An 18,162-nucleotide genomic window follows, 5' to 3' on the forward strand; every position below is an offset into this window, starting at 1 on the left:
ATCGCCCTCGGCTTCCGCAATCTCGACAACTACATCACCAGAAGCCTGCTCCACACAGGCGGATTCGGACAAGCCATCCAGACCCACCTCTAAACCACCACCCATACACACCAAAATGCGAAGAGCCGCTTTTTTCCCCGTCATCCTGAGCGGAGCGTAGCGGAGTCGAAGGATCCTTGGTCTGCGGTGTCAGGGATCCTTCGACTTCGGCCTTGCGGTCTTCGCTCGGGATGATGGGAGAACGGTAGCCCGTGCCGGCTATGCCAGTCGCAGCCACGCGGAGGTGTCCTGCGGTAGACGCCCGTCGTCGGTGAGCGGCCCGGACGACAGCAGCACCTCGCCATCCGGCAGCGCGGCCGGCTCGGCGCCGAAGTTCGTCAGATTCGCCCATCCGTTCGCCCTCCGGTAGGCGATCACGCCGCCCGGCTGCCCGTCGGCGCCGTCGCGCCGTCCGCTCGGCGCATCCTCGTCCAGCCACGCGCAGCTCGTGTCCGGAGTCTGCAGCTCGTGGCGCAGCGCCAGCACGCGGCGGTAGAAGTTCAGCATCGAATCGTCGTCAGCGCTCTCCACGTCCACGGCGAAGTCCTTGAACCACTTGGGCTGCGGCAGATGCGGGTCCTCCGTGGCTCCGGCAGGGGAGAAGCCGAACGAGCCGTGGCGTCCGAACTGGTCGCCGGGACGGTCGAGCGTCGGCGCATCCGACCCGATCCACGGCAGCGGCACGCGGCAGCCGTCGCGCCCCTTGGTGGATTCCTCGCGGTCGCTCCTCAGCGGCCACGGATCCTCCAGCCGGTCCCACGGAATGTCCGGCACTTCGAACAATCCCAGCTCCTCGCCCTGATACACGTATGCCGATCCGGGCAGCGCCATCTCCAGCATGAGCGCCGCCTTGGCGCGTCTGGTGCCGAGCGGCCGGTCCTCGACGTACGTGCGGCCCATGCGCAGCGCCCAGTCGGCGGGAATCTGATGGTATTCGCCGGTCGGCACCTGCGGCAGCGCGTAGCGGCTCGCATGGCGGCACACGTCATGGTTGCTCATCACCCACGTGGATGTGGAGCCGGAGCGCTCGGCGCAGGCCAGCCCCTCGGCGATGGCCGCGTGCATCGCGTCGAACGTCCAGTCCGCCTTGGCGAATTCGAAGTTGAAGATCTGCCCCAGATCGTCCGGCGACGCATACAGGTACTGCCGCTCCGGGCGCACCCACGCCTCGGCCACGGCGAAGCGCGGCGGATCGTAGCGGTTGAACACTTCGCGGCGCCACTCGTGGTAGATGTCGTGCACTTCGTTGCGGTCGAGCACCGGGTGCGATCCGTCCGCCGGCATGTCGTTGGTGCTCATCACGCCGTAGTCGTCCAGATCGTCGCGGTCGAGATCCTTGGCGAGGGCCTGCGCCACGTCGATGCGGAAGCCGTCCACGCCGTGGTCGCACCAGAAGCGCAGGGTCTTGAGGAAGTCGTCGCGCACCTCGCGGTTGTCCCAGTTGAAGTCCGGCTGCTCCTTGGTGAACATGTGCAGGTACCACTGGCCGTCCGGCACGCGCGTCCACGCGGGACCGCCGAAGTGGTTCACCCATCTGGTGGGCGGCTCGTCGCCGTTGGGACCCTTGCCGTCGCGGAAGATGTAGCGTGCGCGCGCCGTCGAGCCGGGACCCGCGGCCAGCGCCTCCTGGAACCACGGGTGCAGGTGCGAGCTGTGGTTGGGCACGATGTCCACCACCACCTTGATGCCGGCCGCGTGGGCCGTTTCGGTGAGCCTGCTGAAGTCGTCCATCGTGCCGAGCCGCGGGTCCACGTCGCGGTAGTCGGCCACGTCGTAGCCGCCATCCGCCAGCTCGCTCGGGTAGAAGGGCGACAGCCAGATCGCATCCACGCCGAGCCGCTTGAGGTAGGGGATCTGCTCGGTCACGCCGTTGAGGTCGCCCAGTCCCGAACCGGTCGTGTCCTTGAAGCTGCGCGGGTAGACCTGATAGACCACCGCCTGCTTCCACCACAGGGCCGGGTCGCTCGCCGCCTGGCCTGTCCGCTCCGTCTGTTGAGCCATCGTCTTCGATTCCGTCATGGCACCCTCCTGCCGAATACCGCGTATACCGTCCTCACGGATGAGCCGTCCTCTTGATTATCCAGCATCATTCGTCGCGTTGCGTGAAATCATGCCGGGGCATCGCGCCGGTCGTGGGTTGGCTGCGGGGGCGGTCGGGGCGACCGGGCCGGTTGTGGCCGGATGTGGGTCGTCCATTCGGACTGTTGTGGCATGCCGAGAGGGAATATCTGCATAGTGAGGGGTACTTTTTCGTGTTTGCCGGCAGATATCTGCCCGCGGAAGCCGAAAACCACCCCTGACTATGCAGATACCGGTCGCGGCGGGCCGGTCATCTACGGGAATGGGCTGCCGGCGCTCTGGCCGCGCGCGAATTCGCGCGAATTCGCGCGTATGCGCCGGCCGTCGCGTGCCGGCACGCGCGTCGCCCCGACCCCGGTGCGGTCCGCGGCCGCCCCTATCGGCGACCGAAGGAAGGACGGTCCGCGGATTCGGCCCTTGCCCGCTAAGAGTGCGCTTAGGAACGCCGTGCGGTTGCCGCGCGGGGACCGGAACAATACGGTTGCTCGCATGAACACTCATACACGACTGGTGCTCTCGGCCGCGCATGTGACATGCCGGGTGCCGAGGACCGTGGCCAAGGCGGCCGCGGACGGCGAGGTGACGCTGCCTACGCTGTTCCGTCACCTGCATCGTCGCGGTGCCGGAGCGGCTGCCGCGGGCGCGTCGGACGAAGGCGGCGCGGAAACGCTCAGGACGCTGTTCGCCGATCTGGCGTTCTCGCTCGACGCCGGCGACATCGTGGACCTCGTGGGTCCTTCCGGCGCCGGCAAGAGCACGCTGCTCACGGCGATCGCCCAGCTCAACCCGCACGCCGAGGCGGAACTGACGCTCGAGGGCACGCCGTCCACGGCGATGAGCCCGGAGCTGTGGCGGCGTCAGGTGGCGTACCTGCCGCAGCGGCCCACGCTGACGGGCGCCACGGTGCGCGAGGCCGTGCTCATGCCGTTCACGCTGCGCGTGCACCGCAAGGCCGCGGACGGTTCGTCGCTCGCCGAACGCCGGCCGGACGAGGCGACGCTGCGCCGGACGCTGGACGTCGTCGGCTGCACGGACATCGAGCTCGACCGGCCTCCGCAGGATCTTTCCGTGGGGCAGCAGGCGCGCGTGTGCCTGCTGCGCACGCTGCTCACCGCGCCGAAGGTGATGCTCGCCGACGAGGTGGACGCGGGGCTCGACGAGGAGAACGCGGACAAGGTCGGCGCGATCCTCGCCTACGCGGCCGAGCACAAGGGCATGGCGATCGTGCGCGTGCGCCACCGCAGCGCGGACGGCCGCGCCAACCGCACGCTGCGGCTGGCCGGCGGCACGCTGACCGAGGAGACGGGTGCCGCAGCGCCCGTGCCTTCCGCAGCGCCCGTGCCTCCCGCAGCGCCCGTGCCTTCCGCAGCGCCCGTGCCGCCCGGAACGGAAGGATCCGCACGATGAACGCCGCCACAGCCAATTCCTACCCGATCGACACCTTGGGCCTCGTCGTCACCGTGCTGCTGGTGGCCGTGGCCGCCGGCATATCGTACGCGATGCGCCTCGGCGTGCACCGCCAGATGCTGTGGGCCACGGTCCGCTCGCTGCTCCAGCTGCTGGCGATGGGCTACATCATCAAGTTCGTCATCGAGCGCAACAGCCCGTGGCTGGCGTTCGCGCTGATCGCGGTGATGATCCTCGCGGCCATCCAGATCACCATGTCGCGCGCGGCGAACATCCCGCGCGACGTGATGCCGCAGGTGTTCCTGACGCTCACGGCCAGCGTGATCCTGCAGATCAGCGTGGTGACCGAGCTCGTCATCCGTCCGCACCCGTGGTATGCGCCGGCGGTGCTGGTGACGATGACCGGCATGCTGCTGGGCAACGTGGTCTCCGCGATCGCGGTGGCGATGAGTCGGTTCTTCGCGGACATGGAGTCGCGGCGGTACGAGATCGAGATGCTGCTGAGTCTGGGCGCCACGCCGTTCGAGGCGGCGCGTCCGTCGATCGTCGCGTCGGTGAAGATGGGCATGATCCCCACGATCGCGCAGCTCGCGTCGAGCGGCATCGTGCTGATCCCGGGCATGATGGCCGGCCAGGTGATCGCCGGCGCGGACCCGCTCACGGCCGCGAAGTACCAGTTCGTGGTGCTGGCGGTGATCAGCGCGTTGACGCTGATGGCGGATTCGCTCATCATGGCGTTGGTGTACAAGGTGTCGTTCACGAAGCTGGACCAGTACCGGCCGGCGGCGTGAGCGGACGGGCGCGAGGGAGGAATGCGTATGCGTGACGGCGGATCCGACGGCGTTCCGGCGGGCGTGGGCGGCGCGGGCGTGCCCGGCGGCGCGGAATCGACCGGCGCGGCCCCGACCGGCGGCGCGGTCGACCCGGCGCGCCTGCTGCTGCCCCGCGTGCTGCTCGTCGAGGACGATCCGAACCTCGGCGCCATGCTCGCCGAGATGCTCGGCGCCGACTACCGCGTGGACTGGGCCGCGTCCCTGGCCGACGCGAGGAAGCGGTGGCACGAGGGCCCGCACGACGCGATGATCGTGGACCGCCGACTGCCCGACGGCGACGGGCTCGATCTGATCCGCACGCTGCGCGGCGCCGGCGTGACCACGCCCGCGCTGGTGCTCACGGCGCTGGGCGAGGTGGACGACATCGTGGCCGGCCTCGACGGCGGTGCGAACGACTACCTGACCAAGCCGTTCCACTTCGCGGAGCTGTCCGCGCGCCTGCGCTCGCTGCTGCGCGGCTTCCACGCGCAGACGTCCAGCGTGGCGATCGGCGACTGGCTGCTCAAGCCGCCCGCCGGCGTGATCGAGGACCCGGACGGGCGTGCGGTGGCCCTCACCGACGCCGAGTCGCGCCTGCTGGCCACGCTCGCCGCGTCGCCCGACCACGTGTTCACGCGCGACGAGCTGCTCGCCGGCGTGTTCTCCAGCGGCGCCGACATCAACACCGTGGACGTGTACGTCTCGTACGTGCGTGCCAAGACCGTGCGCGGCATCGTCGACACGGTGCGCGGGCGCGGCTACCGCATCGGGCATCCGGAGGAGTGAGCGGAGAGACGGGGAGACCGGCATGGGCAAGGACGAAGGCAACGGCAGGAGCGGAGTCGACGGCGGGCACGACGGATGCGGCGCGAAGCGGCGCATGCGCGTGCGCGCGCAGGGCGTGGCGGGCACGATCAGCCTGCGCATGACGGTAGCGATGGCCGCGGTCACGATGGTGGGCGGCGTGCTGTTCGCGTGCGGCGTGCTGCTGGGGTCGCGCCACGAGTTCGCCGAACGCGGCCTCGACCCGGACAGCATGTCGGTCACCGCGCAGTTCGGCGCCGGCATGATCGTGATCGACCTGGAGAAGGCGATCATCTTCACGCTGCTGTCCATCATCTGCGTGGTGGCCGCGGTGGCGGTGATCGGCTGGTACTACTCCCGGCGCGAGGTGGCGCCGCTGGAGCGCGCGCTGGAGCTGCAGCGCGACTTCGTGGCCGACGCGAGCCACGAGCTGAAGACCCCGCTCGCCGTGATCGCCACGCGCCTCGACCTCATCGACTTCCGCCGCGCGCAGGGCAGGCCCATCGACGACGCGCTCGCGGACCTGCACGGCGACGTGGACCGCATGAACGCCATCATCACCGACCTGCTCACGGCCGCGCGCGGCGCCGTGAACGCCGAACCGGTGCGCCTCGCCGACGTGATGGAGCAGTCGTTCGCCGCGGTGCGCCCGCTGGCGGACGCGCACCGCGTGACGCTGCGCCCGCGCATCGACGGCGCCGCGGACGAATACGTGGTGCGCGGCAACCTCGTGGGGCTCTCGCGCTGCCTCGTCGCCGTGCTCGACAACGCCGTGGCGCACGCGCCCGAGGGCACGGACGTGACGGTGCGGCTGGGCCATCTGCATCCGGGCCGTCTGTTGCATGGCGCGAATGAGGCGGCGCTGCGCGTGAGCGACCACGGCGCTGGCATCGGCGGCGATCCGGAGCGCCTGTTCCGCCGGTTCGCGCGCGACGACGACGGCACCGCGCATCAGGGCTACGGGCTGGGGCTGGCGCTTGCCCGCGACGTGGCGGGCCGGTACGGCGGCACGATCGACGTGGAGTCCTCGTCGCCGCAGGGCACCACGATGCTCATCACGCTGCCGCTGGACGACGCCGCCGGCAACATAAGCGGCGTCTGAGCGTCACGTAAGCGTCGGCTAAGGAGGCCGTGCGTAGCGTGGGCGGCATGATGAACGCAATGCTTGTCGCCGCGGCCGCCCCGCTCGCCGCATCCTCCTCCGTCTCCCTCGCCGCACTCGTCTCCGCCTGCACCGTCGACACCGGCGGCGTCATCGGCGCCGTCACCGACTGGCTCGTCTCCGTCATGTCCGTCATGGGCGGCGTGGGCACGGGCATCGCGGTCTTCCTGGAGAACCTGTTCCCGCCCATCCCCAGCGAGGTGATCCTGCCACTGGCCGGATTCACCGCAGCGCAGGGGCACATGACGCTGCTGGAGGCGATCGTCGGCGCCACGTTCGGTTCGGTGGTCGGCGCGCTCGCGCTGTACGGCGTCGCGTACGCGATCGGCGCCGACCGCATCCGCCGCCTGTTCGACCGGATGCCGCTCACCGACGCCTCGGACATCGACAAGGCCAACGCGTGGTTCGCGCGCTACGGGTCGCTCGCCGTGCTCGTGGGGCGCGTCATCCCCATCGTGCGCAGCCTCATCTCCATCCCCGCCGGGCTCGCGAAGACCAACCTCGTGGGCTTCGCGCTGCTCACCACGCTCGGCTCCGCGGTGTGGAACACGATCCTCGTGATGGCCGGCTATCTGCTGGGCGCGCAGTGGTGCGGCATCCTGGGCTTCCTCGACCGCTTCCAGCTGGTGGCGGCCGGCGTGATCGTGCTGCTGTGCGCGTGGTACGTGGTGGCGAAGGTGCGCTCCGCCCGCCGCGCGTCGCTGTCGTGACGTTCGCCGCCGACGATCCGCGGTCCGTGGCGGGATGTAGCCTGTAGCGTTCGCTCAGGGAAGCGAGAACCGCCCGGCAGGCGCCGGGGAACCCAACGAAAGGCGGCTAGACATGGTGGACAGCCATGATGCGGAAACGTACGACGCGAAGTCCTCGCGCCTCATCTGGATCGACTGCGAGATGACCGGACTCGACATCTTCGGTGGCGACGAGCTCGTGGAGGTCTCCGTGGTACCCACGGACTTCGAGCTCAACGTGCTGGACGAGGGCGTCGACTACGTGATCAAGCCGTCCGACGCGGCCGTGGCCCACATGAACGACTTCGTGCGCGCCATGCACACCCGCTCCGGCCTCATCAGGGAGTGGGAGACCGGCCTGTCCCTCGCCGAGGCGGAGGCCAAGGTCACCGAATACGTGAAGCGCTTCACCCCGGACGGCGTGCGCCCGCTGCTCGCCGGCAACACCATCGGCTCCGACAAGAAGTTCCTCGACCACTACATGCCGAACCTCATGGCCAACCTGCACTACCGCAGCGTGGACGTGAGCACGTTCAAGGAGCTGGCCCGCCGCTGGTACCCGGCCGTGTACGAAAACCGTCCGGCCAAGCACGGCGGCCACCGCGCCCTCGCGGATATCATCGAGTCGCTCGACGAGCTGCGCTACTACCGCGCCGCGTTCATGGCGGCCGAGCCCGGCCCGGACGCCGCTGCGGCCAAGGCCATCGCCGCGGACATCGAGAAGACCAGCCTGCTCAACCGCTGAGCGGGTTCGCGGATCATACGACGATCGACGGCGGCCGTGCGGAGGATGGTTCCCCTGCACGGCCGCCGTTCGTCGCTCCTCGGTGGCATGCGGTGTCACTGTGATCGTCATGGATCATCGCGGATGCCGCCGTCTTCACGCCCGCTACTGTGCTCCCGCCGCTCGCGTGATCGTGGTCGGCATCTGCACGATGATGGTCTGCTCGCTTGACGTGACGTCAACGTCCCGCCGCTCCCGCGCCTCATCCGCGGCATTGCCCATGGACGGGCTGCACAGCACCTCCAGTTCGGCGCTGCCCAGCAATGCCGACTGCGTCACCTTCCCGTCCTCGCCGGAATACGCGGCCGTGGCGACGCCCTGCGCGTGCTCCTGCAGGATGGCGGCCGTGCATCCGCTCAGCGGCTGCCCCGATCGGTCCCGGATCAGCACGGTCACCGTCGCCCGGCGGTCCATGGGATACGTGAACGCGCGACGGATCGGATTGTCGGTCGCCGCGACGATGCCGATCGCGAGCACGACCGTGCACAGCAGAATCCAACGGTGACGCTTGCCCATGTACTCATGGTAGCTGAAGGTTTCGTGCCGGCTCGTGCCCTCATGCACATCGTGACGAGAGGATCGGCCTGCCCGTTCGCCGATCGCCGCACCGTCGAGCCGCTGCACCGCCACGCCGCCGTCACGGGGCGGGCCGAGGCCGCCCGATGTTGTTCCACTGGGCGTCGTTGCGCGACTGGGCGTAGGTGCGCAGCAGAAAGTCGTGGTACGCGTCGAACAGGCGATGGTAGTCGTCCTGATACGTCGCGCCGTCCCGTGGCATCTCGATCGTGGCGGATCGCAGGTCCGCGCCGAAGGACCATCGGGTTTCGCCGTTGGATCCGCCGCCGATGAAGCCCTCCGCGTCCACGGACGCCTCGTTGAGGAACCCGTAGGCATACGCCGGAGTCTCGGACGTGGCGCGCGTGCAGTCGGCGACGATGATGCGCGCCTCCTCGTGGGAATTCGGATAGTAGCGGTCGTAATACGGGTAGTCGGCTACGTTCTTCCGTGCAAGCTGCTCGGCGCTGCCCAGAGCGGTGCGGAACATGGCGACCGCATCGTCCTCGTCGGTGCGCGGCTCGAACAGGTACGAGACGTCCCGCAGCGAGTTCGTGCTCCCGTCCTCCACCGTGATGGTCGAATACAGCAGACTGGTCGCCTTGGATACGGTCAGGCCGTCCTCCGTGACGGAGGCGCTGCGCCGTGCGAGGACGGAGACGCCTCTCCCGACCGCGAGCGCCATGTCGGCGCCGAACGCGGACAGCAGGATGAACGTCGCGATGACGGCTTTTCTGACGGTGGCGGCGGATGGGCGCATGTCGGTTCTCCCTCCGGGACGGTCGGTCGTGCTGGCTGGTCTGTCGTGCTGGCTGGGTCGGTCGTGCTGGTTCGGACATGCCGCGCTGCGTTGGCCCTTGCTGCGATGGTAAGGGCCATCCGCCGGCTTCCTCAACCGCCATACATGATCCGTGTATGCCCCTTCTGCGCCCATCGCCTCGCACGGTATGCTGGACGAAAGGTCTTCCGTCATGGCCGACGCGGGACCATTGCCGAAGCGGGGGATGAGGATGCGCGTGGGAATCATCGAGAACGACCGGATGACCGCTTCGGTGCTGCGGCACATGCTGGGGCGAAGCGACGACATCCACGTGGTGTGGGTCGCGGCCACTGCTGTCGAAGGATTGCGGTGCTGTTTCCGGCGCGACGACGCGCAGCCCGACGTGGTGCTGGTCGACATCATGCTGGAGGGCGTCAGCGGCCTTGACGTCTGCCGCGAGATCCGTCGGCGCAGCGGCACCATCGGCGTGGTCTGCATCACGGCATATGAGGTGGGGCCGTTCGTCGATCGCGCGGTCCGCAGCGGGGCGCAGGCCATAGTCTCCAAGGACGGGTCGATCGAGGAGCTGCTGCGCGTGATGCGCGCGGTCGCGCGGGGCGATGCGATGCCGCCCTGCAGCACCGCCACCGAATCCCATGGGCTCGTCTCCGCCGACGACGGTGCGACGCCGCCGGTGGCGCTGTCGTCCATGGAGCTGGCGGTGATGCGCGGGTACCATCGGGGCTTCTCCACGCGAGAGATGGCGCGGCAGCATCACATCGCTCCCTCCACCGTGCTGGTGCACGCGCATCACGTTATGGCCAAGCTGGGCGTTCACACGCGCGTGGAGGCCGTGCGCATCTGCCTGCGCGATCATCTGATATGAGACGGGAACGAGGACGGGGCCATGAACGGGATTCATCCGCGTAGGGCGATGGCGTCGCCGGGCGTCAGACTGGCGGTTTCGGTCGTCGGCTGGAGCGTGGTCATGGCCGACGCGTGCGTGACGGTGATCGCCCCTTCCACGCCATATGGCCTGCAGCTGCTGTCCATGCTGATGCTGGTCGTCATGGCGATGAGTTCCATGGTGGAATCGCTGATGGCCGCTGCGGTGGCGGTCGCCGCCCACTGCCTGACGATCGCGTTGTACGGCGACGGATTGTCCCTCCGCATGCTGCCGTCGTTCGGTCCCGTGATCGCGGCGTACGGCCTCGCGTGGCTGGCGGGCGCGCTGTGCCGGACGATGGTCGGCAACGCGGTGCTGCGGCGTGCGCTGTGCGAGCGCGCCGTGAGGCGGTCCGCCGTCGTCCAGCTCCATGATCAGGTATGCAACGCCCTGTCCTGCGCGATGATGCTGCTCGACTGCGGAGAGATCGACGAGAGCCGCCGCGTTCTGGACGAGGCTCTGGGAACGGTACGGCAGATCATGCGGCGCCTCGACGAGGAGAACGACGAAGCGGCGGGGGATGCCTTGCCGTCATCGGCTGCATGGGGATGGCGAATGGTCACGGAACGGCAGCTGCGCGACATGGTCGCCGAGAAGCAACGGCTGTTGTCCTCCCTGGGGTTCCAAGGCGTCGTCCTGTTCCCGGAGCATTGCATGGACCAGGTCCCGCGGCGGGTCCGCGCCACGGCGTATGCGCTGCTCGTCGAACTGTTCGGCAACGTCGCCAGACATGCCGATCCGAAGCATGGCTACTACTGTTCCATCGCCCGGAGCGCCGACGCCATGATCATCGAACTGAGCGATGTGCCGCGCGTTCCGCAGGCGCCTACGGCACCGGGAACGGCCGGGGACGATGACCGGGCGTACGACGAGGCGGGCGCACGGCATGATGACGACCACGGCGGCAAGAGCACGGGCAAGCGCACCGGCCTGTCCCATTACCGGGACGTCTGCTCCCATCTCGGCGGTTCGCTGGACGTCGATCGGACGGCGGAGCGATGGCACCTGCGGGCGCGCATCCCGCTGGGCGCGCCCCCGGATCGTCGCAGGTCCCCGCACGGCCGCTGCGTATAATCGGCCGCATGCAGCAGTCCGAAGCCCTCGCCATCCTCGACGCCGGCGCCAGCGTGTTCCTCACGGGCGCGCCCGGCGCGGGTAAGACGTACGTGCTCAACCGGTTCATCGCCGCGGCGCGCAAGCGGGGCGCGAGCGTGGCCGTCACCGCGTCCACCGGCATCGCGTCCACGCACATCGACGGGCAGACCATCCACTCGTGGAGCGGCGTGGGCGTCGCCACGGCGCTCACGGCGAACCTGCTCAGGACCATCCGCACGCGCCGGCGCCGCAAGATCGAAGCCACGGACGTGCTGGTGATCGACGAGGTCTCCATGATGCACGCGTGGCTGTTCGACATGGTGGACGAGGTGTGCCGCGCGATCCGCCGCGATCCGCGCCCGTTCGGCGGCCTGCAGGTGGTGGTCTCCGGCGACTTCTTCCAGCTGCCGCCGGTCTCCGTGTCCGGACGCAACCGCGACGTGCTCGCGCCCAGCCCCGAGTTCGTCGCCTCGCGCGAACGCTACGCGCGCGCCGGGCGCAACCCCGAGGGCTTCGTCACCGAGTCGTTCGCGTGGGACGCGCTGAAGCCCGTCACCTGCTACCTCACCGAACAGCACCGTCAGGACGACGGGCGTCTGCTCGGCGTGCTCACCGACATCCGCGACGGCGCGGTCACGCAGGCCGACCGCGACACGCTCGTCACGCGCCTCGGCGCGATCCCCGAACCCGGGCAGGCCGCCGTGAACCTGTTCCCCGTGAACCGTCAGGCCGATGCGCTGAACGACCTGCGGCTCGCGCAGATCGAGGCGGACGAACATGCGTTCCACGCCGAATCCGCCGGTCCCGCCAATCTGGTGGCGCGGCTGAAGAGGAACATGCTCGCCCCGGAGACGCTGACGCTCAAGGAGGGCGCGGCCGTGATGGCGCTGCGCAACGATCAGGACCACCAGTACGTCAACGGGTCCATCGGCACCGTGCGCGGCTTCGCGCCGGAAGCCAAGGGCGGCTGGCCCATCGTGGAGTTCGAGAACGGGCACATCGTCACCATGCGGCCGGCCTCGTGGGAGCTCACCGACGGCGAGACCGTGCTCGCGTCCGTCAACCAGGTGCCCTTGAGATGCGCGTGGGCCATCACCATCCACAAATCGCAGGGCATGACGCTCGACCGCGCCGTCATGGACCTCAGGCGCACGTTCGCGCCCGGCATGGGCTACGTGGCGCTCTCGCGCGTGGAGGCGCTGGAGGGGCTGTACCTTGCGGGCGTGAACGAGCGGATGTTCCTCGTCTCGCCGGATGCGGTGATGCTCGACGCCGATCTGCGCGCCGGTTCGCGGGCCGCGGCCGACCGTCTTGCCGCCGAGGGCGCCGAGGCATTCATCGCGCACGCCGACACCTCGGACGAGGGGGACGAGTTCGCGCAGGATCTGCTGTTCTGATCCTTTGACGGCTTTTGGTGTGCGGGAGCCGCGGACGGGCGGACGCCGGCGCGCCTGACGGTATGCTACCGCTCAACTGTGGATAGTGAATGCGGGAATACTGCCTGTTCTTGATATCCGGCGAAGGGCGAGCGAGACACGCAGAAGAAGGGTCCTGACTTCTGAGTGTCCCGTCCGAGTACAGCCGTCCTTTCGCCGCATTCCCGCGGCACAACAATGGCGGAATGACGCGGTTTGCCGACGCGCGGCAGTCGTCCGGCAGGCCGTTCTTCCCGGAGCGGACACTCAGAAGTCGGGACCCTTCTTCTGAGTGCCCGTCATCAGGTGCCGAACAGGTCCGCCAGCCCCACCACGAACGCGATCACGCCGCCGACCATCATCAGCACGCCGGTCACGCGCGCCATGGCGAGGTAGAAGTCCGAGGGCTCGCCGCCCTTGACCGTCAGGAACGTGTCGATCTTCCACAGCAGTTCGGTCTTGAACGTGGCCAGCGCGCCCGCGCCTACGAACAGCAGGGCGATGAGCAGCCACTGCCAGTGGTTGGTGATCATCGTTGATCCTTTCCCTAGAGGGGCCCATATGTCTAGGATACGCGCGTTGCGTGGTGCGTGGTGTGTGTTGTGCGGCGCACGATGCGCATTGCACGGTGTACGGCGTGCGGGTGGCGTGCGGGTGGGACAGCCCGCCGCGGCGGACGGGACGATGCCGGGCTAGCGCAGCCGCGAGAGCCGACGCCCGATGCGGCGCATCGAGTTGAGACTCGCCTCGTAGCGCGCGGCCGCCGCGATGAGCACGACGCCGGCCGCGAGCAGCCACACCCACCAGTAGTCGCGCGAGACCTCCGTGATCCACGGCCACAGCAGCCGGATCGTGTGGGCCACGAGGACTGCGGCACCCGCCTCCAGCGGGGCCTTCCACCCCAGGACCGCACCGGCCAGCAGCGCGATCAGCGCCGCGACGAACAGCGCCAGCGACCGCGGGGACGTGGCGGATGCGCCTTCGCCCCACGTCATGAGCAGCGTGGGGACGAACAGGAACGTCATGGCCGGCCACAGCGCCGTCCAGCTGCGCAGCGCGGGATCGACGTGCATGCGCTGCACGCCCACCGCCAGCGCCATGAGCGCGAACGGGGCGGTGATGAGATCCGCGGGCACGGGCTCGGTGAAGCCGTGACCGGTGAGCGCGACCATCACGAGCGCGGTGACGCCGGTGGCGGCGCCGACGATCCAGCGGATCGCGCCGTAGCCGGCTGCGTTCGCGGTGTTCGCGGCGTTCGGGGCGTTTGCGATGCCGGCGGGCGGCAGGGACGTGGCGGTCTCGGACGGCGTGGGCGCGAAGGATGTGCCCGGCGCGGGACCGGTGGCCTGCGGGGCGGGGATGGCCTGTGCTGCGGGGACTGCCTGTGCGGCAGGTGCTGCGGGAACCGTCTGTGCGGCAGGTGCCGCCGCCTTCGGAACGCGGGCGCCCGCCACCCACACGGCCGCCGTGAGCGCCATCATCATCACGTAGACGCCCATCGAGGCGTACGCCATGCCCTGCAGCGGGGAGTCGAATGCGCCGAGCGCCAACGCCACGAGCAGCAGCATCGTGCCGCAGAGCAGGATGATGCGCTCCGCGGCGGCCGGGCGTCGCCGCGACGGCGCCAGCGCGGCCGCGGCGGCGAGCACGGTCAGGCATGCGCCTGCGAGCAGCGTGCCCTGCAAGCGCGTCAGGAACGGCAGATCGAGCGTCATCGCCAGACCCCACGGCGCCACGAAGGCGGCGAACAGGCCGTACGCGCGCAACGGATGGGCTGGCGCCGCGCCGACGCGGAACGCGCCCAGGGCGAGACCGAGCAGCGACGCGCCCAGCAGCACGGCTCCGGTGACCGGATACTGCATGCCGGAGTAGAACGGCTCTTCGAGCAGGCCGCAGAGGCGCGCGTCGATGCCCAGCGCCACGAGCCCGGCCCACGCGATGCCCTCCGCGGTGATGCGCAGCCGGGACGCGACGAGCCGCGAGACCACGAGTCCCGCGACCCCGAGCGCGCCGATGCAGGCCGCGCGCGCGTCATCGCCCAGCGTGGAGTACACGTTCGTGGCGAACGTGAAGACGCCGGCGATCACCAGCCCCACGCCGAGGATGAGCAGCAGCGCCTGCGTGTCGGACGACCGGCGGACGGGCGGGGCGGAAGGGGAGGAAAGCGGTTCGGGTGAGCCGGGCGCCGCCGTGCGGGGCGTTCCGGAGACTTGGGAACGCGTCGGCGACTGCGGCTGCTGTACGTACGGACGCTGCGGTCGGAACGGCGGCTGCGATGTCTGCGGCGTCCGTGATGCCTGGGACGCCCGTGATGCCTGCGGCGGCTGCGGTTCGGGATTCCCCGCGGTTTCGGGCTGCCATGATTGCCGCACGTACTGCGGTTGCTGCGCGTACTGCTGCTGCGCGTACTGCGACGGCTGGCTGGATCGTTGCGGCTGCTGCGGTGATGTGGATGACGTCGGCTGTGTCATGGCGAACCTCGCTGTCCTTCTCTGTTCGCTCCATCCTGTTCCCATTGTGTCATGCCGGGCCGCGCCGCGCCATGGCTGCGCCGTGCCATGCCTTCCTCCGCGTCCCCGTGCCCCGTGCGAACCACCGGTGATCCCGGTCGTCCGGAGGCCCCGGAATGTCCCCGAACGCGAATACTTTGGAACCCATGAGTTCCAAAGCACTACGTATGTCCACCATGTTCCTGCGCACCCTGCGCGAGGACCCCGCAGACGCCGACGTCGATTCGGCGAAGCTGCTGCAGCGCGCCGGCTACATCCGCAAGGCCGCTCCCGGCATCTGGACCTGGCTGCCGCTGGGTCTGAGGGTGCTCAACAAGATCGAGGAGATCATCCGCGAGGAGATGGCCGGCATCGGCGCCCAGGAGGTGCACTTCCCGGCCCTGCTGCCGCGCGAGCCGTACGAGGCCACCCACCGCTGGGAGGAGTACGGCGACAACATCTTCCGTCTCAAGGACCGCCATCAGGCCGACTACCTGCTCGCGCCCACGCATGAGGAGATGTTCACGCTGCTGGTCAAGGACATGTACTCGTCGTACAAGGACCTGCCGGTGGTGCTCTACCAGATCCAGACCAAGTACCGCGACGAGTTCCGTCCGCGCGCGGGCCTGATCCGCGGCCGCGAGTTCGTGATGAAGGACGCCTACTCGTTCAACGTGGACGAGGAGGGCATGCGCAAGGCGTACTACGACGAGCGCGGCGCCTACGAGCGCGTGTTCCAGCGCATCGGCCTCAAGTACGTGCCCGTGTTCGCCATGTCCGGCCCGATGGGCGGCTCGGCGTCCGAGGAGTTCCTCGCCCCCATGCCGATCGGCGAGGACACGTTCGCGCTCGCCCCGTCCGGCAAGGCCTGGAACGTCGAGGCGCTGCACACGCCCGAGCTGCCGGAGATCGACTGCTCCGCCACCCCGGCCGCGCACAAGGAGGCCACGCCGGACGCGAAGACCATCGACAAGATGATCGAGCGCGCCAACGCCGACCATCCGCGCGCGGACGGCCGCTCGTGGGAGGCGTCGGACATCCTCAAGAACGTCGTCATCGCCGTCAAGCACCCCGAGGACGCGGACCACGACGAGCCGTGGCGCGAGATCATCGTCGTGGGCGTGCCCGGCGACCGCACCGTGGACATGAAGCGTCTCGAGGCGCAGTTCGCCCCCGCCGAGCTGGAGGAGGCCACCGAGGAGGACCTCAAGGCCCATCCGGAGCTGGTGCCCGGCTACATCGGCCCGATGGCGCTCGGCCCGCAGGCCAAGGCCGCCGGCGTGAAGGAGCCCGTGCGCTACCTCGTGGACGCGCACGTGGTCAAGGGTTCCGCGTGGTTCACCGGCGCCGACGAGCACGAGGTGGACTACTACGATCTGGTCTACGGCCGCGACTTCCAGGCCGACGGCACCGTGGAGGCCGTGGAGGTGCGCCACGGCGACATGAGCCCGGACGGCTCCGGTCCGCTGAGCTTCGAGCGCGGCGTGGAGATCGGCCAGGTGTTCCAGCTGGGCCTCAAGTACTCCAAGGCGCTGGACCTCAAGGTGCTCGACCAGAACGGCAAGACCGTGCCGGTGTGGATGGGCTGCTACGGCATCGGCGTCTCCCGCGTGCTCGCCTGCGTGGCCGAGACGCATCATGACGACGCCGGCCTCGCATGGCCTGCGGTCGTCGCTCCCGCGCAGGTGCACGTGGTGGCCACCGGCAAGGACCAGGCCGCGTTCGACGCCGCCGAGAAGCTCGTCTCCGAGCTGGAGGAGCGCGGCATCGAGGTGATCTACGACGACCGTCCGAAGGTCTCCCCGGGCGTGAAGTTCAAGGACGCCGAGCTGATCGGCGTGCCGCTGATCGCCGTGGCCGGCCGCGACACCGTGAACAACGGCACGATCGAGATCCGCTACCGCGACGGTTCCGACAAGGTGGCCGTGCCCGCCGACCAGGCCGCCTCGGTGCTGGACGAGCGTCTCGCCGAGCTGCTGGGCAAGTGATGCGCTGATGCGCTGATCCGCTGAGATCGCGTCGCACGTCGCATATCGCGCATATCGCATATCGCATATCGCGATCATCGTGCCGATGGGCTCCCTTCCGCCATGGAGGGGAGCCCATCGTCGTTCGTGGGCGGGGCGGGGAACGTGCAGAGGGCGTGCGGGCACGGAGACGGGAGGGCGCGTGGCGTTCCATCCACGGAGTTATCCACGAAGGGCCCGCGCGACACGCGCGAAACGGGGCTCCGCGGGGCACATTCGACCACATGTTCCGTGCGCCTTGGGGGAGCGGTCGCCGATGCGGCACAGTGGAATCACCGCATCGGAGCGCTTCGCCGGACGACGCGGCCGGAACACCGCACGACCATCCTCCATCTCTCCGGCCGGGTCCCTGCAGAGGCGCGGCGCCCCGATGCGGGCCACATCACGTCTTCGGAAAGGAACGAACATGGCAGCGCAGCAGGGCATCGTCACCGTCAACGGCTACTTGGGCAGCGACCCGATACGCATAGGGCAGTCGAGCACCCCGGTGAGCGTCTTCACGATGGCCACCACGCCGGGGTTCAGGAATCAGCAGACCGGGCAGTGGGTGGACATGCCCACCACGTGGCTGCGCATCAAGGCGTTCCGCGCGCTGGCCGCGAACGTGCTGGCGTCGCTGCACAAGGGCGATCCGGTGATCGTGACCGGGCAGATCGGCACCGAGCAGTGGAACGGCAAGGACGGCACGATGCAGAGCTCGATGGTGATCACCGCCACGAACATCGGGCACGATCTGAACACCGGGTGGACCAGATTCACCAAGACGCCCACGCGCCGGGACGGCGATCCCGTGGCGGGCGTGGCGGGAACGGCGGGCGCGGCGCCCGGTCCGATGCCGTTCGCGGCGAACGACCCGCACGCGCCGCAGCAGAACCAGTTCGCCGGACAGCCGCAGAACATGATGCAGCAGGCCGGGCCGTCGCAGCCGCAGTCGGCGGCGTCGCAGCAGATCGCGGATCCCTCGGCTGCCGCGGCGGTTGCGGCCGCGGCAGCCGTTCCGGCGCCGGAGGGACACGATGCGTACTGAACGCGGACGGGCGGCGCCGCACCTCCTCGGTGC

Annotated in this window: 16 protein-coding genes; 11 read left to right on the forward strand and 5 right to left on the reverse strand. The window is 69.3% G+C overall.

Annotation, left to right across the window (positions count from 1 at the left end; genetic code table 11):
- Positions 1 to 258 precede the first annotated feature (258 nt).
- Positions 259 to 2,040, reverse strand: coding sequence for a glycoside hydrolase family 13 protein (locus tag G1C96_RS08750; protein ID WP_169276216.1), 1,782 nt, complete (start codon positions 2,038 to 2,040; stop codon positions 259 to 261).
- A gap of 567 nt (positions 2,041 to 2,607) precedes the next feature.
- Between G1C96_RS08750 and G1C96_RS08755 the strand changes: the two genes are divergently transcribed.
- From G1C96_RS08755 to orn, 6 genes are all read left to right on the forward strand, one after another.
- Positions 2,608 to 3,525, forward strand: coding sequence for an ABC transporter ATP-binding protein (locus G1C96_RS08755; RefSeq protein WP_169276217.1), 918 nt, complete (start codon positions 2,608 to 2,610; stop codon positions 3,523 to 3,525).
- Positions 3,522 to 4,316, forward strand: a complete 795-nt coding sequence (locus G1C96_RS08760) for an ABC transporter permease (RefSeq protein WP_169276218.1) — start codon at positions 3,522 to 3,524, stop codon at positions 4,314 to 4,316. Before G1C96_RS08755 ends, G1C96_RS08760 begins: the two co-directional genes overlap by 4 nt.
- Positions 4,317 to 4,343: 27 nt before the next feature.
- The gene (locus G1C96_RS08765) at positions 4,344 to 5,123 is read left to right on the forward strand and encodes a response regulator transcription factor (protein WP_205832113.1); all 780 of its coding nucleotides are present in this window, start codon (positions 4,344 to 4,346) and stop codon (positions 5,121 to 5,123) included.
- A 22-nt stretch (positions 5,124 to 5,145) separates the two neighbouring features.
- The gene (locus G1C96_RS08770) at positions 5,146 to 6,243 is read left to right on the forward strand and encodes a sensor histidine kinase (RefSeq protein WP_169276219.1); all 1,098 of its coding nucleotides are present in this window, start codon (positions 5,146 to 5,148) and stop codon (positions 6,241 to 6,243) included.
- Between the two features lie 47 nt (positions 6,244 to 6,290).
- Positions 6,291 to 7,013 carry a DedA family protein gene (locus tag G1C96_RS08775; protein ID WP_240945187.1) on the forward strand — a complete coding sequence of 241 codons (723 nt, stop codon included), beginning with the start codon at positions 6,291 to 6,293 and terminating at the stop codon, positions 7,011 to 7,013.
- 112 nt (positions 7,014 to 7,125) lie between these two features.
- Positions 7,126 to 7,776: an oligoribonuclease gene (orn, locus tag G1C96_RS08780; RefSeq protein ID WP_169276220.1), complete on the forward strand. Its 651-nt coding sequence runs from the start codon at positions 7,126 to 7,128 to the stop codon at positions 7,774 to 7,776.
- A gap of 144 nt (positions 7,777 to 7,920) precedes the next feature.
- Here orn and G1C96_RS08785 read toward each other — a convergent pair whose 3' ends face one another.
- Positions 7,921 to 8,445: a hypothetical protein gene (locus G1C96_RS08785; protein WP_169276221.1), complete on the reverse strand. Its 525-nt coding sequence runs from the start codon at positions 8,443 to 8,445 to the stop codon at positions 7,921 to 7,923.
- 7 nt (positions 8,446 to 8,452) lie between these two features.
- Positions 8,453 to 9,130, reverse strand: coding sequence for a hypothetical protein (locus G1C96_RS08790; protein ID WP_169276222.1), 678 nt, complete (start codon positions 9,128 to 9,130; stop codon positions 8,453 to 8,455).
- Between the two features lie 256 nt (positions 9,131 to 9,386).
- Between G1C96_RS08790 and G1C96_RS08795 the strand changes: the two genes are divergently transcribed.
- The 3 genes from G1C96_RS08795 to G1C96_RS08805 are packed head-to-tail and all read left to right on the forward strand — an operon-like array spanning position 9,387 to position 12,568.
- Positions 9,387 to 10,016: a response regulator transcription factor gene (locus G1C96_RS08795; protein ID WP_169276223.1), complete on the forward strand. Its 630-nt coding sequence runs from the start codon at positions 9,387 to 9,389 to the stop codon at positions 10,014 to 10,016.
- A 21-nt stretch (positions 10,017 to 10,037) separates the two neighbouring features.
- On the forward strand, positions 10,038 to 11,150 hold the full coding sequence (locus G1C96_RS08800) for a sensor histidine kinase (RefSeq protein ID WP_169276224.1): 1,113 nt from the start codon (positions 10,038 to 10,040) through the stop codon (positions 11,148 to 11,150).
- An 8-nt stretch (positions 11,151 to 11,158) separates the two neighbouring features.
- On the forward strand, positions 11,159 to 12,568 hold the full coding sequence (locus G1C96_RS08805; RefSeq protein ID WP_169276225.1) for a DEAD/DEAH box helicase: 1,410 nt from the start codon (positions 11,159 to 11,161) through the stop codon (positions 12,566 to 12,568).
- A gap of 320 nt (positions 12,569 to 12,888) precedes the next feature.
- Here the strand turns inward: G1C96_RS08805 and G1C96_RS08810 are convergent, their stop codons facing one another.
- Positions 12,889 to 13,119 carry a DUF6199 family natural product biosynthesis protein gene (locus tag G1C96_RS08810; protein WP_205832114.1) on the reverse strand — a complete coding sequence of 77 codons (231 nt, stop codon included), beginning with the start codon at positions 13,117 to 13,119 and terminating at the stop codon, positions 12,889 to 12,891.
- A gap of 159 nt (positions 13,120 to 13,278) precedes the next feature.
- Positions 13,279 to 15,057, reverse strand: a complete 1,779-nt coding sequence (locus tag G1C96_RS08815; protein WP_169276215.1) for an SCO7613 C-terminal domain-containing membrane protein — start codon at positions 15,055 to 15,057, stop codon at positions 13,279 to 13,281.
- A gap of 185 nt (positions 15,058 to 15,242) precedes the next feature.
- Between G1C96_RS08815 and G1C96_RS08820 the strand changes: the two genes are divergently transcribed.
- On the forward strand, positions 15,243 to 17,063 hold the full coding sequence (locus tag G1C96_RS08820; RefSeq protein ID WP_169276226.1) for a proline--tRNA ligase: 1,821 nt from the start codon (positions 15,243 to 15,245) through the stop codon (positions 17,061 to 17,063).
- A gap of 445 nt (positions 17,064 to 17,508) precedes the next feature.
- Complete coding sequence (locus G1C96_RS08825) at positions 17,509 to 18,129, forward strand: single-stranded DNA-binding protein (protein ID WP_169276227.1); 621 nt, start codon at positions 17,509 to 17,511, stop codon at positions 18,127 to 18,129.
- Positions 18,130 to 18,162 lie beyond the last annotated feature (33 nt).

Origin of the sequence: Bifidobacterium moraviense, from assembly GCF_012932365.1 — a bacterium.
Taxonomy (GTDB): domain Bacteria; phylum Actinomycetota; class Actinomycetes; order Actinomycetales; family Bifidobacteriaceae; genus Bifidobacterium; species Bifidobacterium moraviense.

Excerpts from the sequence above, each read along its gene's own strand:
- G1C96_RS08755 (WP_169276217.1), top strand. The coding sequence starts at position 2,608 with ATGAACACTCATACACGACTGGTGCTCTCGGCCGCGCATGTGACATGC.
- G1C96_RS08820 (WP_169276226.1), top strand. The coding sequence starts at position 15,243 with ATGAGTTCCAAAGCACTACGTATGTCCACCATGTTCCTGCGCACCCTG.
- G1C96_RS08770 (WP_169276219.1), top strand. The coding sequence starts at position 5,146 with ATGGGCAAGGACGAAGGCAACGGCAGGAGCGGAGTCGACGGCGGGCAC.
- G1C96_RS08805 (WP_169276225.1), top strand. The coding sequence starts at position 11,159 with ATGCAGCAGTCCGAAGCCCTCGCCATCCTCGACGCCGGCGCCAGCGTG.
- orn (WP_169276220.1), top strand. The coding sequence starts at position 7,126 with ATGGTGGACAGCCATGATGCGGAAACGTACGACGCGAAGTCCTCGCGC.
- G1C96_RS08810 (WP_205832114.1), bottom strand. The coding sequence starts at position 13,119 with ATGATCACCAACCACTGGCAGTGGCTGCTCATCGCCCTGCTGTTCGTA.
- G1C96_RS08815 (WP_169276215.1), bottom strand. The coding sequence starts at position 15,057 with ATGACACAGCCGACGTCATCCACATCACCGCAGCAGCCGCAACGATCC.
- G1C96_RS08765 (WP_205832113.1), top strand. The coding sequence starts at position 4,344 with ATGCGTGACGGCGGATCCGACGGCGTTCCGGCGGGCGTGGGCGGCGCG.
- G1C96_RS08790 (WP_169276222.1), bottom strand. The coding sequence starts at position 9,130 with ATGCGCCCATCCGCCGCCACCGTCAGAAAAGCCGTCATCGCGACGTTC.
- G1C96_RS08825 (WP_169276227.1), top strand. The coding sequence starts at position 17,509 with ATGGCAGCGCAGCAGGGCATCGTCACCGTCAACGGCTACTTGGGCAGC.
- G1C96_RS08750 (WP_169276216.1), bottom strand. The coding sequence starts at position 2,040 with ATGGCTCAACAGACGGAGCGGACAGGCCAGGCGGCGAGCGACCCGGCC.
- G1C96_RS08775 (WP_240945187.1), top strand. The coding sequence starts at position 6,291 with ATGATGAACGCAATGCTTGTCGCCGCGGCCGCCCCGCTCGCCGCATCC.
- G1C96_RS08800 (WP_169276224.1), top strand. The coding sequence starts at position 10,038 with ATGAACGGGATTCATCCGCGTAGGGCGATGGCGTCGCCGGGCGTCAGA.
- G1C96_RS08760 (WP_169276218.1), top strand. The coding sequence starts at position 3,522 with ATGAACGCCGCCACAGCCAATTCCTACCCGATCGACACCTTGGGCCTC.